Origin of the sequence: Rhodococcus sp. ACS1 (assembly GCF_002300155.1) — a bacterium.
Lineage (GTDB): Bacteria > Actinomycetota > Actinomycetes > Mycobacteriales > Mycobacteriaceae > Rhodococcus_F > Rhodococcus_F koreensis.
Genome location: NZ_NSDZ01000008.1, coordinates 49,347 through 64,453, shown reverse-complemented (window position 1 = coordinate 64,453; position 15,107 = coordinate 49,347). Strand labels below are relative to the sequence as shown.

Below are 15,107 nucleotides of genomic sequence, written 5' to 3'. Positions count from 1 at the left end.
GAGGGCGATGAGTCGTTCGCCGCACCGCTTTCCAGCGGATACAGGAACCTGGTTCTTGCCAGCGGCAGTCGAAGGCGGCCACGCGGCTTCTGCGCCGTGCCGATCAAGAACCTCCTGCTCAGAGGGGTGAAGTGGCCTCTTCTGCCGTATCCCCGATCTGGGGGAGGGGCTGAGGCGCTGGCCGAGGTTCAATCTGAGCGCCACCACGAGCGCAGACTGTTCACAGATGGTGTCGATGTTCGACTCCTGCAAAGATTCCCACGGACGCCTCTTAAGGCCATATGCAAGGCCATACGTCTGGTCACTTGCACGACCTGATGATGGAATCGTCGGCTAGTGCGATGATCGGTGAAGCATGTCCCCGGGACGCGCCATGGTAGCCGCACCGATACCCGGGTGAACCTTGTGGCTGACCAGCATTGGAACGGCGCTGCACCCGTCCGATATTACGTCACGTGACGTAATACCGGCAGGGTACGCACCTTCCCTGCGATCGGCCTCATCGAGCGCCCAATCGAGGAAAACGGACGAACTCCAGCGGATTCCGACTACACCGGGGGAAAGTCGGACGTACTCGCTACGTCAGCATCAACTAGCTCTAGGTATCGGTCTTGCAGAACCAGCCGGTGACCAATTGATGCCGGCGAACTGGGAACCGTCACACATGTCGTGCTGGCCAAAGGGAGTGCCCAATGGCCACGAAATGCCTGGCCAGGAGGTTTCGGTGCGGATCGTCGGGCAAGCATATACGTCCGCCGGACTCCTCGTCGGCGAGGAGGAGTCCGGCGGAATCCCGAACAAAAGGACCTGCGGCCAGTCACTTCCGCAATCGGTTATCAGACCCACGCTAAAAGAATCGTAGAACGCGATGTTACGGGGACTTCCCAGGTCAGGGCCCTTCTCAGAGTATAGACATCACCACAGCGATGGAAGTTGTGATCGTCAATTGCGTGGAGCGGCGCCGGACTCTCGCCGCGTACAGAGTAGCCATCGGGGGATGGCTCGAGCGTCGAAGGGGGATGGGGAGTGGACACTCGGGGGTGCAACTGCGTGATGCACGGTGCATCACCACTTCCGACAAGCGGTGACACCGCTGACCGCGGCAGTGACGGGGGTGATGCACGGTGCATCACGACTTCCGACAAGCGGTGACACCGCTGACCGCGGCAGTGACGGGGGTGATGCACGGTGCATCACGACTTCCGACAAGCGGTGACACCGCTGACCGCGGCAGTGACGGGGGTGATGCACGGTGCATCACGACTTCCGACAAGCGGTGACACCGCTGACCGCGGCAGTGACGGGGGTGATGCACGGTGCATCACGACTTCCGACAAGCGGTGACACCGCTGACCGCGGCAGTGACGGGGGTGATGCACGGTGCATCACGACTTCCGACAAGCGGTGACACCGCTGACCGCGGCAGTGACAGGGGTGATGCACGGTGCATCACCACTTCCAGCAACGGGATACCCTCGACCGTGGCGGCGCGATCGCGGCGCAGTTCATCGGAGATCCACGAAGTCGACGCCTACGCCTGTCATGATGTGCACGTGAGCCATCAAGATGCTTCACACCCTGGAAGCTCGCCGTCCGCGGAGGTAATGCTTGCTGTTCCCGCGGTCGGCGGAGCGACGAACTCGTTGCCAGGAGTTGATGCTCGAATCACCGCTGAACTCGACCGAATGAAATCGGCCAGCACTGCGCGAAACTACCGGCAGGACTGGGTTAGGTTCGCGAGTTGGTGTGCACCTCGCGAAGTTTCGTTGATGCCCACCGATCCGCGTGCGGTTTCTGACTATGTGCGTGAGAGTGCGGAGAAGAGGTCCGAGACCGGCGATCGGATGTACTCCATTGCGACCTTGAGTCGGTGGGTGGCTTCCATCAACTATTGGCATCGCGTATGCGGATTGCCGGTGCCAGGTCGGTCACCCTGCGTGAAGGATGCGCTCGCGAACGCACGTTGGGAATACAGAAAGAACGGCGACCGCCCAACTAAACGGGCACACCCACTTCGCATCGGCGAGCTCGAAGGAATTGTCGGTTCGAGTCGCCGCGATGCGACCACCTGGGTCAAGCGTGCGCGAGAGCGTCGCGACAGCGCACTCTTGTTATTGGGTTTCGCGTTTGAATTTCGGCGCAGCGAGCTGTCGACGCTCACCGTTGCCGACGTGACGTGGTGCCGCGACGGAGGTCTGCGAATCCGGAGCTCTCGGTTGCAGGAGGACCTTGCCGGCGATGGGTTGGTCAAGCACGTCCAGTCATCGCCGGACCACACAATGTGCGTTCCCTGCGCATACGGGCGTTGGCTCGAGGTGGTTTCGGCTGCCGACGGTTTCGGTCGTCCGGGTGTAATTCGATTGCTCCACCAACACGACGAGTTCGAAGGCCACGTCTGCCTTTCCACGGCGCCAGGCGTCAACGGTCCGGCGGTACCCGTTTTCCGCGCCATCCGCGCGAACGGCAACATCAACTTGGTCGCGCTATCGGGGGCTGCGATCCACGCCGCGATTCGCCGGCGCGCAGCGCTCGCAGGCCATTCAAGCGAGTTCGTCGAACGGGTCGGGGGAGAGTCGTTGCGGGCCGGGTCTGTTGCGGAGCGCCTGGACAATGATTCGCCGTCTTGCCGAACTATTCGCCGCACGGGCTGAGTGGCATAGCATCGGGCGTCGGGCATGAGCGTCGGAACAAGTTGGCGCCGGGCCGACAACACTCATGGAGCTCACCGGGAAAAGGGTCGGCCTGGCGAGGGTGCTGTGGCGGAGTTCATCGTTCGCACCGCAGCACACGCCCGCGGGTGACCGCCGAACGAATTCGCGCGGTGGACCCGTCTCAGGCGGCAAGAGGTCTTTGTTGCGACACAGTGACTCGGGTGCGTGCTTGGCGACGTCGGATTGCATAACCTCATACAGTGGCGATCGGGCAGGCAGAACTCAAAGGCGTGCAGGATATTTCCGCGCTGTTCGCCCGGCGCGGTCAGGGCTCACGCTACCGATACGACTGGGCTCTCTTCGCTGATTGGTGCACAGCGCTCCAGGCATCGGCACTGCCCGCTGATCCTCTTGCTCTCGCGAGCTTCCTTGATGCGCATCCGGCGGCCCGTGCCACCCAACGGCGCCGTGTCACAGCGATCAATTGGGTTCACACCGCCAGCGGATACCCAGCGCCTGGTTCTGCGCGCATGATCCGCCAGGCGCTGTCAGCGCGTGCAGGAAAGCATGACGAACTCTCTCGCGCCGCACGCGAGGTGCTGCCGACCGTGCCGACGGTCGGTTGGCCTCACGGACTATTCGGCCGAAGGGATGCGCTGCTCCTGGTTCTCAACTGCATCGTCGGAATATCCGCGACCGAAGTCGGGCACCTTCAACGTAGCGACATCACGTATGACGGGAACATCGTGACCGTTGGTGCCGGGCACGATGTGGACCTCCATCCATTGGCGGACAACCCTCGTTGCTGCCCCGTCGCGATCTATCTGAGATGGGCGCGGCTGCAGGCGTTCTTTGATCGCTACCCCTCGAACCGCGTGCTCGCTCGAAGTCTTGCCAGTGCTCACGAAATCTCCGATGACACGGTTGAGTCCTATGGGAAGCTTCCGGGTCTGTGTGAGGGCCAAGACGGTCCCCTGTTGCCCAGCTTCGATCAGTGGGGGCATTTCGCTGCACTCCGCCGCGATCGCCGAGGGGTGTCGAGCAAGTCGGTTTCGGCGATCGCTACCGCATATCTGACGGGCACCGCCTCATCGAGGCACACCCGATCCGATCCGCCAGATACGACATCTGCTGCGATCGAGTTGGAGGGTGAGGTGTCTCCAGCTTCGGGCGACAGCTCCGAGAACGAGACGGACTGCGTATCGCTCGACCCGGATCAGCTCACCGAGCAGTACGAAGCGGCCATCGCACGGAAGTATGCAGATGTCCGGGCATTGGGGGACCTTACTGAGACTTTCGAGGACATCGATCGGAAGGCCGACGCGATCCTCAGTCGCACTGAGGAATTACTCGCTCAGATGGGTCTGTCCTAGTCTTGGATCGGTGCGACCGCCGGCCGATGATCCAAGTCCGGAGTGACGGCTCGATCCTGATGAGAGTTCAATGAACAGCCCCCGTGCCTGAGACCCGAGCAGTGGTGCGAATTTCCATCGTGCACTACGGACGTATGCGATGCCCCGGGGCACATTGTGTCAGAACCGCCGTCGGGTGATCTGCGACATTCCCGGCACCTGGAGCACCCGGGACCTCTGCAACTCAGATCTCACGAAGATGCGTAGGCGCCGGTAGCCATCACTGCGAGCGCAGGATCGGTGTCTTCATTTGTGCGTCGGCGGTTACGCTGCGGTTCTAGGTCCGCGTGGTCGCGGTCCCGGTGAGACTCCAAGAAGTGCGAGTGGGCCACGTTCTTCGTCAGGGAGCGCGTCAGCTCTCCACTTCTTCACCGCCCGGTAGAGCCACTGACCTACCTGCTCGCCATCAGCGTTGACATAGTTCGCGGGAACGAGTGCATTGCCGTGTTGCTCTCGATAAGCGGCGATCTCGGCCAGCATTCGACGTCGCTTGCTGTCGGTCCGGGTCACGGCTGGGAGAGGAGCATCATCCTCGCTCCACACGAATCCGATCGAATCGAGCTGATGAATTCGCTCTGCCGGGAGAGTGCCGAGCATCCGAGCAACGCGCTGGCGGTATTGCCAGCGACCGAGCCGGAAGCCGCACTCAGTTACGTAGTTCTCCGGAATTGGGGTTCGAGGGTATTGCTGCCGGAAAGCTGAGTACAGCTCCAGCGCCGAGGCCGCGGACCGCTGAGTTCGCATCGAAATCAGTCCTTCTTTGAAAACCATATATTCGTCAAGTAGATAGGCCCATCTTCAAGTATGTCAACCGGATTGACCGCATGTCACGAAAATCACCCGGAGAACAGTGGGCGACCGCCAGATTGGGACTTGGACTCGGCACGCCTCGGACCGCTCGATCGTGCTGTCCGGCCTTGTGTTGAGCGGTGCGGGATCCGAGGGTCCACAAGTGCGTGAAGGTCATTTCAATTGCGCTTGCCAGCGTGCTCGGACGGAAGGGGTCAGCGGGCGATGGCACGCGGCACTGTTGAGATGCGTCACGGTCGTACGCCGTTGCCTCTCGCGGATTCTGGGGTTCTGAATCTGAGGCGGGGTTCTATCCGGCCCGCAAAATTCATTGTTGCACTGGTCCTTCAGCCGCCGAGATGCGGCAGAATCCGCTCGCTGTGACCCGGCCGTGGTCGCAGGAGTAACGGGCTATCTCTGAACGTCTACGCCTGAAGGCTGAAGTCGACTTACGGCAGGTTCTCGGAGTTTTCGTGCGAATGAAGAGCGACGGAGTGGCCGTATGCAACTCGGGTCGATGGTAGGAAACGTCGGGCGACTCCCGCGGTGGAACCCTCGTAGGGGCGCAAGCGGGCGAAAGGAAATTCGAGAATGGGCAACCACGGAGGGATACGAGTTGTCCGCACGTGGACGTATCCCCGCTCAGATCGAGGAAGCGTACAGCGCAGCACACTGACTTCACGCTGACGTGTGAATACGACAAACAGCCTCCAGCCAGCTCATTTCGCGTTGGCCGGAGGCTGTGATCAGGCCAAGGTCAGGAGGCGGACGACACTTCGATCAGTGCCTGGCGCTGGTTCGCTCCGAGTCCGCCGATACGGCGGGTCTCGGCGATCGACAGTTCCTCAAGGAGCTTCGCGGCCTTCACCGATCCGACGCCGGGGAGCGCCTTGAGCAGTGCCGACACCTTCGTCTTCTTTACGATTTCGTCGGTCTCGGCCTTAGCGAGCACCGCTTCGACGCTGAGGTCTCCAGCTTTCACAGCTGAGAGGAGTTCACTACGCGCTTTGCGTGCTTCGGCTGCCTTCGCCAGTGCCTCGGCGCGCTGTTCCGGAGTTAAGACAGGCAATGCCATGAGGGTTGCTCCTTAGTGCGTTGTTCAGCCAGATTGTCCGGCTGTCCCTCGTCATCGTGCCAGGTCGGGCGGACATGCCCGTCCACTGATCGACTTGGGACTGATTTTCGGGTGTCTCTTTTCACGTCCGCCGGATATGTCCGTTGGTGATGGAGTGATAGGTGTGAGTCCCTCGCTGGCGATGGACGTCCTTGACTTACAGCGAACATGTTCCTACATCTGGGGTGGTTGATGATCGCCGAGCAGATCCGCCTCAAGCGGAAGCTATTGCGGCTGAGACGAATGCAGAGGACGCGGGTGGCGGGTGTCCGCCGGAGGATCGTCATGATTCCGCTGAACCATCAGCTCGCGGAGCGTCAGGGCGGTGTGACGTCATCGAAGTAGGTCGAGTTCGGGAAGGTCGATGCGGCCAAATCGGTGTGTTGCCGCCGTTCGCGCCGTCTTCAGCCCGGTGGAACCACTATGCAGTTTGCCGTCGTTTCTTCGATCCCGCATGCTCGATTGAAATTGGGCCTCCCCTTTCATGGGGTTGTGGCGCACTCTTGGGATCGACGGAGTTACTTGTTCGGTTGAGGTGGTACCCGCTCGTTCTGGAACCTTGCTGTGCGACTTCGAGAGGCGATCTCGCGTGTGCCACCCCAATCCGTGCTCTCCACCGAAGTGCTCTCCTGCAGGGTGGATAATTCGAGCGCCGGCCCTGTCGCGTGGGTGGCGCTATGCCTATGCATGCCGGCGCAATAGATGTCCTGCGAAAGCTTGCGAAACTCCGGGTTGAGGCGCGCCGAATCGATTGCGCAGCGGAGTTCGGTGGTGATGTTTGCGTCGGTACGGCATGATTCGCCCTGTTCGGTCACGGTGCGTATGGCGAGGTAGCGGTCGTTGGAGGTGAGTGATGGATCCGTTCGAGTTCGTTGCTCATATTCCCTGTCCGCATTGTCGTGTGGGGATCGGCGAGCGGTGTGTCACCAAGGATGGGTACGTGCGCAAGATCCCGTGTCTACATCGCGTGAAACTCGCGAAATGGCCTGATAAGGATGAACTTCCAGATGATCGACCCGATTCGGGGCGTGACGATGGTGAGCAGGGGGCGTAACGCATGAGGCAACGGGTGCAGAATGCTCGCGGTTGACCTGCGGTCCAAGTTCCCCGAGATGCGCGGGTTCTCCCGCAGCAATCTGCACTACATGCGGAAGATCGCCTCGGCATGGCCCCGGAGCGCATTCGTCCAACAAGCGGTTGGACAAATTCCGTGGGGACATGTGACCGTGCTCGTCGACCGTCTCGACGACCAGGCTTCCCGCGACTGGTATGCGGCCGCGGCGTTCGAGCGGGGCTGGTCTCGCAACGTCCTATCCCATCAGATCCGCAACCGACTCGACCAGCGGATCGGGGCAGCACCAGCGAACTTCACCGACCACCTGCCCACCGGTGACTCCGACTTGGCGCAGCAACTGGTCCGCGACCCGTACGTCTTCGACTTCCTCGATCTGACCGATCGGGTCGCGGAGCGCGAACTCGAGGCCGCGCTGATGGCCCGGTTGGAGCGGTTCCTGCTCGAGCTCGGGCACGGCTTCGCGTTCGTCGGCCGGCAGTACCACTTCGACGTCGACGGTGACGACTTCTACGCCCCCGGCGATCCGCTGCGCAGCGTCAACTGGCCCGTGAGTGCCCGCCGCGGTACATCGACTTGGTGTTCTTCAACTGGATCCAGGCCCGTTTCGTCGTGGTCGAGCTGAAGGTCTGCCGGTTCGAGCCCGAGTACGTCGGCAAGCTCGGCTTCTATGTGTCGTGGATCGACGCAAACCTGCGCGACCACAACCAGCATGCGCCGACGATCGGGCTCCTGCTGTGCGCTGGACGGAACGACAATGTCGTCCGCTACTCCTTGGCCGGGACCACCGCACCCTTGGCGGTCGCCGACTACACCTACGACCCCCTGCCGGCACCGGTCCGTGAATTCGTTCCCACCGATGTTGAACTCGCTTCCGCTGTGGGCGAGACCCTCACCAGCTTGAAGGAGAGCCCTTCATCGCGCGGCGACGTCGATCACTGACTCGGAGGTCGACTCAAGGTGACCTAGCTGGCTAGTCGAACGCCTCCGGGCGGAAGTCGCTGACGACGTGCTCGACACGTGCCGCGGAGCCCCAAGGTGCAGACTTCCATGAAAGGCGGGGAGCACCGCCGCCCGAAGTATTTGTCCAACACCGCTGGACAAATACTGATCACCCGGCGCTTGGTCGCGGTCGGAGCCATCCCGAGATCGCGATGCGCCTCCCGATGTCGTAGATCGCGACGAGTGTCAATGGCCAGTTTGATGTCCCCGATTTTGGCCAGGTGAAAGTCCCCGCTCCCTGCGGGTGATGCGGATGGTTCAGGGGCGGTCACCTCGGCTCTGGTGGGCTTCACGCATCCGGTAGGACTCGCCGTCGGTGATGACGACGGTTGCGTGGTGCAGGAGCCTGTCGAGGATGCTGACGGCGGTGGTGTGTTCGGGCAGGAACCGCCCCCACTGCTCGAACGGCCAGTGCGAGGCGATGGCTAGCGATCGTCGTTCGTAGGCGCCGGCGACGAGCCGGAACAGCAGTTGAGTGCCGGTGTCGTCGAGGGGCGCGAAGCCGACCTCGTCGACGATGATCAGATCGGCCCGCAGGAGGGTGTCGATGACCTTGCCGACGGTGTTGTCGGCAAGACCTCGGTAGAGGGTCTCGACGAGGTCGGCGGCAGTGAAGTAGCGGACCCTGTGGCCGGCGTGGATCGCGGCGATCCCCAACCCGATCAGGGTGTGCGACTTGCCGGTTCCGGGTGGCCCGATAACCGTGAGATTGGCTCGGGATCGGACCCATTCGAGGCTGGCGAGGTAGTCGAATGTGGCCTGAGGGATCGACGAGGCGGGCACGTCGAAACTGTCGAGGGTTTTGGCGACGGGGAACGCAGCGATCTTGAGTCTGGTCGCCGTGTTGGAGGCGTCGCGGGCCGCAATCTCCGCCTCGACGAGGGTTCGCAGCACCTCTTCGGGGGTCCATCGTTGGGTCTTCGCGGTGAGCAGCACCTCCGGTGCGGTGCGACGGATCGCGGCGAGCTTCAACCTGCGCAACCCCCGGTCGAGATCAGCAGAGAGGTCCGGAACAGGTTGCGGCGCCACCGCATCTGTCGTGTTGGTGGGTGTGTTGGTCATGGTGTGCCCCCGGGTCGGTCGGTGCGGGCCGGGACCGCGTAGGCGTCGAGGGAACGAGTCGGGACGGTCGGCAGGTCGATCACCAATGCGTCCCCGGCCGGGGTGGGCTGCGGGGTCCCGGTGCCGGCGGCGAGAATCGAGCGTATGTCGGCGGCGCGGAACCGCTTGAACGCGACAGCCCGTGTCAACGCCGCGACCAGTGCGTCGGTGCCATGCGCCGCGCCGAGCGCGAGCAGCACCTCGAGTTCGGAGCCCAATCGGGTGTTTCCGGCGGCGGCGGACCCGACCAAGAACGCCTCAGCCGCCGATCCGAGGTCACAGAACTGTTGTTCCACAGTTGTTTTCGGTCTCGGACCACGGCTGGGTGCTGGCCTGGGTCCGTCGTAGTGGGCGTCGTGGACCGACGCGGTGCCCGGCGCGGCGAGTGCGTGGTCGGCGACGACCTCCCCGCCCGACGGGTCGACGATCAACAGGCGGCCACCGTCCTGGGCGAGGGTGACGGTGGTGCCGATCAGTCGGGTGGGCACCGAGTAGCGGGCGGAGCCGAACCGGACGCAGGACAGACGGTCGACCTTGCGAGTAACCGGCGGCGGGCCGATCTGCAGGCGCAGCGACGGCAGTGGTCCGAGCACCGCCCGCTCCTCGACGATCCGCTGGTCGGGGATCGCGCAGATCTCCGAATGGGTGGCGGCGTTGACCTCAAGACACCACACCCTGGCGGCAGTGTTCGCTGCGTGCACATCCACCGGTCTGCCGGCGAGGTTCGCCTCGGTGAGCAGCGGAACGACCAGGTCACGTTGGGCGTAACCGACGAGGTTTTCCACGATTCCCTTCGACTGTGGGTCGTTCGCGTGGCAGAAGTCCGGCCGGAAGCCATATTCTCTGAACTTGACGGGGACGGCTAGTTGGCCGTCTCGCCCTGAGTCAGGAATCCTTGGGGAGGGTCGGGTTTCCGAGTTCGACGGTCCCGGTGTTGAGGGTGCGTTTGTCGATTTGGGCGAGTTTGTCTTCGGCGGCGGCGAGGCTGACTTGGAGTCCTTCGACTTCGCCGAGCCAGCCTTCGCGGTTGGCTTCGGTGATCCGGGCGGCGAGGTTGTCGCGGATCTCGGCCAGGCGGGGTCTTTGGTCGGGATCGGGCCAGAGCAGTGAACATCTGACGCAGGCGTGCTCGTGAATGCACGCCGATCCGAAGGCCCGGCCGCAGGTTCCGATGGAGACCTTGCGTCGCTCGAAGTGACCGAGGAATTCCTGCCATTCCTTGTCGGTGGGGACGCGGTATTCGTCGGTGGGGCGCAGTGCCCGCCGCCGGGCGAGGAAGGCCAGGTGGGATTGGATGGCCTCGTCGGGATAGACCGCCTTGTAGCCGAGGGTGACGTTGATGTCGCGGTGGCCTGCGATAATCTGGGCGATGTGTGGTGGCAGCCCGTTGAGGATGGCGTCGGTGATGAACATCCTTCGAAAATCGTGGGGAGTGAACCGGATTGGGTCACCGGTAGTGGGGTCGTCCAGGCCGGTGTGGGCGAGAGCCGCGGTGAGCATGTCACGAATGGTGCTGGCGCTGATCGCTCGGTGTTCGTAGCCGTAGCGGCGCTGGAACAGCAGCGGCAGTGGCGGCGACCAGGCGCGTTCCCTGTCGTCGTAGGCGCAGACGAGCGGGACCGCGCCGGTGGTGCCGCGGACCCGGCAGATGATCGCGGAGAGCACGTCGGCGAGTTCGGGGCTGACCACCAGCAGTCGTTCGGTGTCGGTCTTGGACGGGGCGATCTGCAGCAGCGGCACCACCTCTCCGGTGGTGGGAAGCCGGTATTGGACCAGGCTGTGGTGGGACAGTTCGGAGAGTTCCTCGATGCGGATGCCGGTGGCCCGCAGCACTTCCACGGCGGCGAACGTCCAGAACGCGTGCTCTTCCTCCCGGCCGAGGTCCCGGCGTTCGCCGTTCGCCGAATCCTGCGCCCAGATCTTGGCGGCCGCCGAGCGTGTCGGGGCGAGGCGGATCAGCGTCTGCCCGGCGGCGGTGAAGGCCTCGCCGGGCTGGGTTCGGCGGGCCTCGTCGAGTATCGCCGCGGCGTCCTTGCGTCGCTGGTCAACGCTGCGGACCAGGACCGGCAGGACGGGCAGCCGCTCCCGGGTCCGGGCGTCCATGCGGGACTTGCGGTGACGCTTGTCTTTTCGCCTGTTGATCTCCTCGCTCCCGACCGGACACGGGGCGACCCACGGTCCCCAGCGGGCCGGGTCCTCGACGGCCCAGTGGGCCAGGTCGAGATAGAACGCTCGGACCGGGGTCAGGCATTCGCGGTAGTTGATCCGCGCGGCGGTGGTCTGCACCTTCTTCCCGTCGGGTGTCCGGATCGTCTTGGGGACGGTGCGCAGCCGTTGCTTCCAGGCGTCGGCGACCGCCGCGGACAGGTGGAGGCTGTCGATGCCCGGATGGTGACGCTCGAGGTCGGCCCAGAACAGGCCACCGAGATAGCCGGCGAGTGAGTGCAGGCTGGTGTAGTCCAGAACAGGCTGGCGTTCGCGCAGGTAATCGACCAGCAGATCCCGGATCGGACGGCAGGCCAGCCCGTAGCGGTCGATCATCTCCTCCGGCGTGCGCTGCCCGGCAGTGCGCAGCTCCCTCAGCGTCGCCGGTGCGTTCTCCGCGAAGACCCCCATAGTGCGCAGGGTCCGGTAGAACAGGTGGGTGGCACCGACCGAGGTTCCGCGGGCGTCGGCCTCTGCCTCGAGCAGCTCGAGGACATCGCCGGTGGTGACATCGGCCAGGGTGCCGCCCTTGGCGGCGAGTATCAGTGCGGCGCGGTAGGCGGTGCGAGTCGCCGCCGCCGGGGACACGTCCGGATCGGCCGAGCATAGCGCTCGCAGCCGCGCGAACCCCTCAGCATCACGGCACTGAGCCAGGACGTTGACCAGAGATCCGCCCCGGAAGCTGGCGGTGACCAGCCATGTCAACGACGGCCGGATGAGGTCGGCGGCCACCGCCGTATATAGCGCCCGAAAGAAGCAGTCGTGCAGCCAACCGGCAGGGTGGCCGTGATCGCGCAGCCATGCAATCGGGATATGCCGCCAGGACCGACCGTCGGCGTCGGCGCCGCTCGCCCGCCACCGGTCCTGCCAGGTTCGGCCCGGCTGCTCTGCCAACCAGTCCAGCAGCAGGCCCACCCCGGTCTTGTAGGCGTTCGGGTGTCGCTTGCCGGGCCTGTCCGGCGCGAACGGCGCACGCGTCAGCCGCGCCCAGACGGCGTCACGATCCTGTCGGATCGTCGGCCAGTCCGCCGCTGGGGGCCGGGCCGACGGGCGCAGCCGGGCCGACGGGCCGGCTGCCGTCCGCCCAGCCGAAACATCCCGGGGTTCTTCGACGCTCATGGTGGTCATCCGGCGCCGCCGAACAACACTTGCAGTGTCTCCGGCCGATAGCCAGGAGCGGGTGGCGGGGCCGCCCGCTCGGCCGCCTTCCGGTTCTGCTGCGCGTGGTGAGCCAGAATCCGCCGGATCACGTCTTGCTTGCGGGGCGTCAGATAGCGCTGGGTCGTCGTCAGCAGCGCGTGCCCGAGGACGAACTGCACATCGGTCAGCGGCAGTTCGGGGTCCTCGGCCATCCGATAGGCGGCGGTGTGACGCAGCGCGTGCAAGGTGACCGTGCTTCCCGCTGCGTCGACCGCCCGCTCGAACATGCGGTGCACCGCATGATAAGTCAACGGACGCACCGGGGTTCGAGACGTCCACCACAGCGGCTGCCGCCGCCCCTTGAGTGTCAGGCCGGCCATCTCCACCTGGTAGAGCCGCAGCCACACGAACGCATCGGTGGACGCCGGCAGCTCCTGCGCCTCCCGGCTGCCCTTGCGGATCACCGTGATCAGCTGCCGGCCGGGGTCGACACCGCCTTGCGTGACCGACAACAGCTCCGAGGCCCGCGCACCGGTGGAAACGTAGAAGGCGACCAATGCCCGATCCCTGTTCGAGGGAAGCCGGGCGAAGATCTCGTTGAACTCCGCGTCCGAGACGCTGCGGGGAATCCGGTCGGGCACCACCGGTCGATACCTACCCGTCCGCTCGTTGCGGTGCGGCTCCATCGGATTGTGATGGGCGTGCGCTCGTCGGCCCCGCCGCGACCGGTCCAGCGGGAACGGATTCACCAGCGGTCCGCTGCCCGCATCCAGGTGAAACTCGTAGAATCCGCGCAGCACCGTCTCCGAGTGCGCACGCACCGACGGCGCGTAAGCATCCCGACTCGACGACGGGTCAGGCACCTCCTGCGGTCTGCGCCAATGCGGGCGAGACGGCTTGCCCGCCACAAGCATCCAGCGGCAGAAATCGCGGGCCTGGGCCCGCGTCGCCCGGTTCCACGAAACCTCGATCGCCCACAGGAACCGGAACCACCGCAGCAGATCCATGCCATAGGAGCGGATCGTTGCCTCGGATCGGTCGGCCGCCTGCAGATCACGGAAGTAGGCCGACACCGCCTCCACCGCCGCCCCGGACGGATCGATCAGTCGGAACGGCAACCACGGGTCACCGGTCTCCTCCAGCGAACCGACCAACGGCACCGCCAGCGCCGCCAGATCCCGTGGCCGCTCCTCGTCTTCGTTCACAATCCGGACATTACCGAGCGATCCCGTCCCAGCCCGTCAACCTGGGCAAACGCGTGTCGTTGTTCAGTCAACGGGTAGTGGGTGGCGAAGCGGACGTAGTCCGGGGTCGGAACGACAACGTTCGCGACGACGCCGCCCTTGAGGCAGGCCATCCGGTCGGCGAGTACCTTGATCGGGACCCCGCCGATCGCGGCCAACGCTTCGGCGATCAACGCCAGCGTGGTGGTGGCACGTTCGTCGGCGGCGAAGGCGACGAACCGCCAGCGGGAGAACGCGAGGACCGCGCAGAACAGATGCAGGCCGTGCCCGACGTCCGCCCAGTCGATGACCAGGTACTCGCCCGGCGACCACACCGCCGGGCGTCGGCCGCGGTGATTGTCCCTGCGCCACTCGGCTTTCGCGTCGGCGACCAGGCGCCGGAAGTTGCGGTCCGACCCTTCGTAACCGGCAGCCCTCGCGATCGGGAGCAACCGTTTCGCGGAGATCCTGCCCTGCGACCTCGCAACCCGTTCAGAGACCAGGTCCGAGACCGCGTCGTAGTTGTGGGTGCGTTCGACCGGTTCGGGTGTAGTGTCGCCGGCCTCGAACTTCTCGACGACCCGTTTGACGGTCTTGTGGGTGGTCCCGCACAGGTCGGCGGCACCTCGATACGTTCCGACCTCTCGATACGCGGAAATGATGTCCATACGGTCCCTCGCAGACTTCAATGGAACTCCCTGGGCGGTGTGGTGACTGGTTGGCACCTTCACCGTCACCGCCCAGGCCGAAAGTTCCTGATCGACACGACGAGCAAGGGGTGGGGACTTTTACCTGGCCACCACCGGGGACCTCAACCTGGCCACCAGTGGGGACTTTTCCATGGCCACGGACAACGAGGTCGAGAGGTCGGGCACCACACAAGATCCACAATCCGTTCGACTTTTCATCGAGAACGCCACACCCGGCCAGCAACGGAAACGCGCCGGAAGGGTCGGATCAATTGGTGGACGGTCTCGGCGGCGCAGCTCGATCACCGGGAGAGTGCTATCGAGCTGGTGCTGTGTGAAGTCGACATCAATCGGAAATGGGCAGCACACCTGCCGCCAACTAGGTGCTGGAACGCCGAGTGGCCAACCCCGTTCTCGGAGTTGGCCGTCGGCGTCTGAGGGGACGATTTGTGTGGGGAGAGAGTCAGCTCCGGCGGTCTGAGGTGATACGACCGCGGCCGGGAGCAGAAGTCCACCCACCCCTCATGAGATTGACTACTGCACCCAGCCGCCGGTCTCCCCGGTTTCCTCTTGTCGCGTGACCACCGCGACAAGAGGACTGTAACACCAAAACCAAACGAATGGTTTTCTTCTGCGGATTTACTCCACGCCGTGCCACCGACCGAGACAACATGAATGCAGCGACGAGAACTGGCGGGGAGATCCCCAG

The 15,107-nt window shown here is 64.3% G+C and carries 7 protein-coding genes and 4 pseudogenes; 4 read left to right on the top strand and 7 right to left on the bottom strand.

Going from position 1 to position 15,107, the window contains the following annotated elements:
- Positions 1–1,874 precede the first annotated feature (1,874 nt).
- Both CJ179_RS34645 and CJ179_RS34640 read left to right on the top strand, forming a co-directional pair.
- Positions 1,875–2,651, top strand: coding sequence for an integrase (locus tag CJ179_RS34645; RefSeq protein WP_255284930.1), 777 nt, complete (start codon positions 1,875–1,877; stop codon positions 2,649–2,651).
- Positions 2,652–2,911: 260 nt separating this feature from the next.
- The gene (locus CJ179_RS34640; protein ID WP_073366960.1) at positions 2,912–4,024 is read left to right on the top strand and encodes a hypothetical protein; all 1,113 of its coding nucleotides are present in this window, start codon (positions 2,912–2,914) and stop codon (positions 4,022–4,024) included.
- A gap of 303 nt (positions 4,025–4,327) precedes the next feature.
- Here the strand turns inward: CJ179_RS34640 and CJ179_RS34635 are convergent, their stop codons facing one another.
- Entirely contained in the window at positions 4,328–4,807 is a 480-nt protein-coding gene (locus CJ179_RS34635) for a helicase associated domain-containing protein (RefSeq protein ID WP_073366968.1), read from the bottom strand.
- Positions 4,808–5,353: 546 nt separating this feature from the next.
- Between CJ179_RS34635 and CJ179_RS34630 the strand changes: the two are divergent.
- Positions 5,354–5,528, top strand: a pseudogene (locus tag CJ179_RS34630) (histone-like nucleoid-structuring protein Lsr2); the annotation flags it as partial.
- 81 nt (positions 5,529–5,609) lie between these two features.
- On the opposite strand, the gene mihF reads toward CJ179_RS34630, so the two are convergent.
- Positions 5,610–5,927, bottom strand: a complete 318-nt coding sequence (mihF, locus tag CJ179_RS34625; RefSeq protein ID WP_073366961.1) for an integration host factor, actinobacterial type — start codon at positions 5,925–5,927, stop codon at positions 5,610–5,612.
- Positions 5,928–7,045: 1,118 nt separating this feature from the next.
- On the opposite strand from mihF, the pseudogene CJ179_RS53830 reads away from it, so the two are divergent.
- A pseudogene (locus tag CJ179_RS53830) lies at positions 7,046–7,980 on the top strand (YhcG family protein); the annotation flags it as partial.
- 318 nt (positions 7,981–8,298) lie between these two features.
- Here CJ179_RS53830 and istB read toward each other — a convergent pair.
- The 5 genes and pseudogenes from istB to CJ179_RS34590 all read right to left on the bottom strand — a co-directional run.
- A complete protein-coding gene (istB, locus tag CJ179_RS34610) occupies positions 8,299–9,102 on the bottom strand; it encodes an IS21-like element helper ATPase IstB (RefSeq protein ID WP_095864382.1) in 804 nt (267 codons plus the stop codon).
- Positions 9,099–9,980 (bottom strand): annotated as a pseudogene (locus CJ179_RS34605) (IS21 family transposase); the annotation flags it as partial. The pseudogene CJ179_RS34605 and the gene istB, both read right to left, overlap by 4 nt.
- Before the next feature lie 46 nt (positions 9,981–10,026).
- Positions 10,027–12,465, bottom strand: a complete 2,439-nt coding sequence (locus CJ179_RS34600; protein ID WP_237724009.1) for a site-specific integrase — start codon at positions 12,463–12,465, stop codon at positions 10,027–10,029.
- 5 nt (positions 12,466–12,470) lie between these two features.
- Complete coding sequence (locus CJ179_RS34595; protein WP_011600104.1) at positions 12,471–13,691, bottom strand: site-specific integrase; 1,221 nt, start codon at positions 13,689–13,691, stop codon at positions 12,471–12,473.
- Between the two features lie 74 nt (positions 13,692–13,765).
- Positions 13,766–14,398 (bottom strand): annotated as a pseudogene (locus CJ179_RS34590) (IS21 family transposase); the annotation flags it as partial.
- Positions 14,399–15,107: the final 709 nt, after the last annotated feature.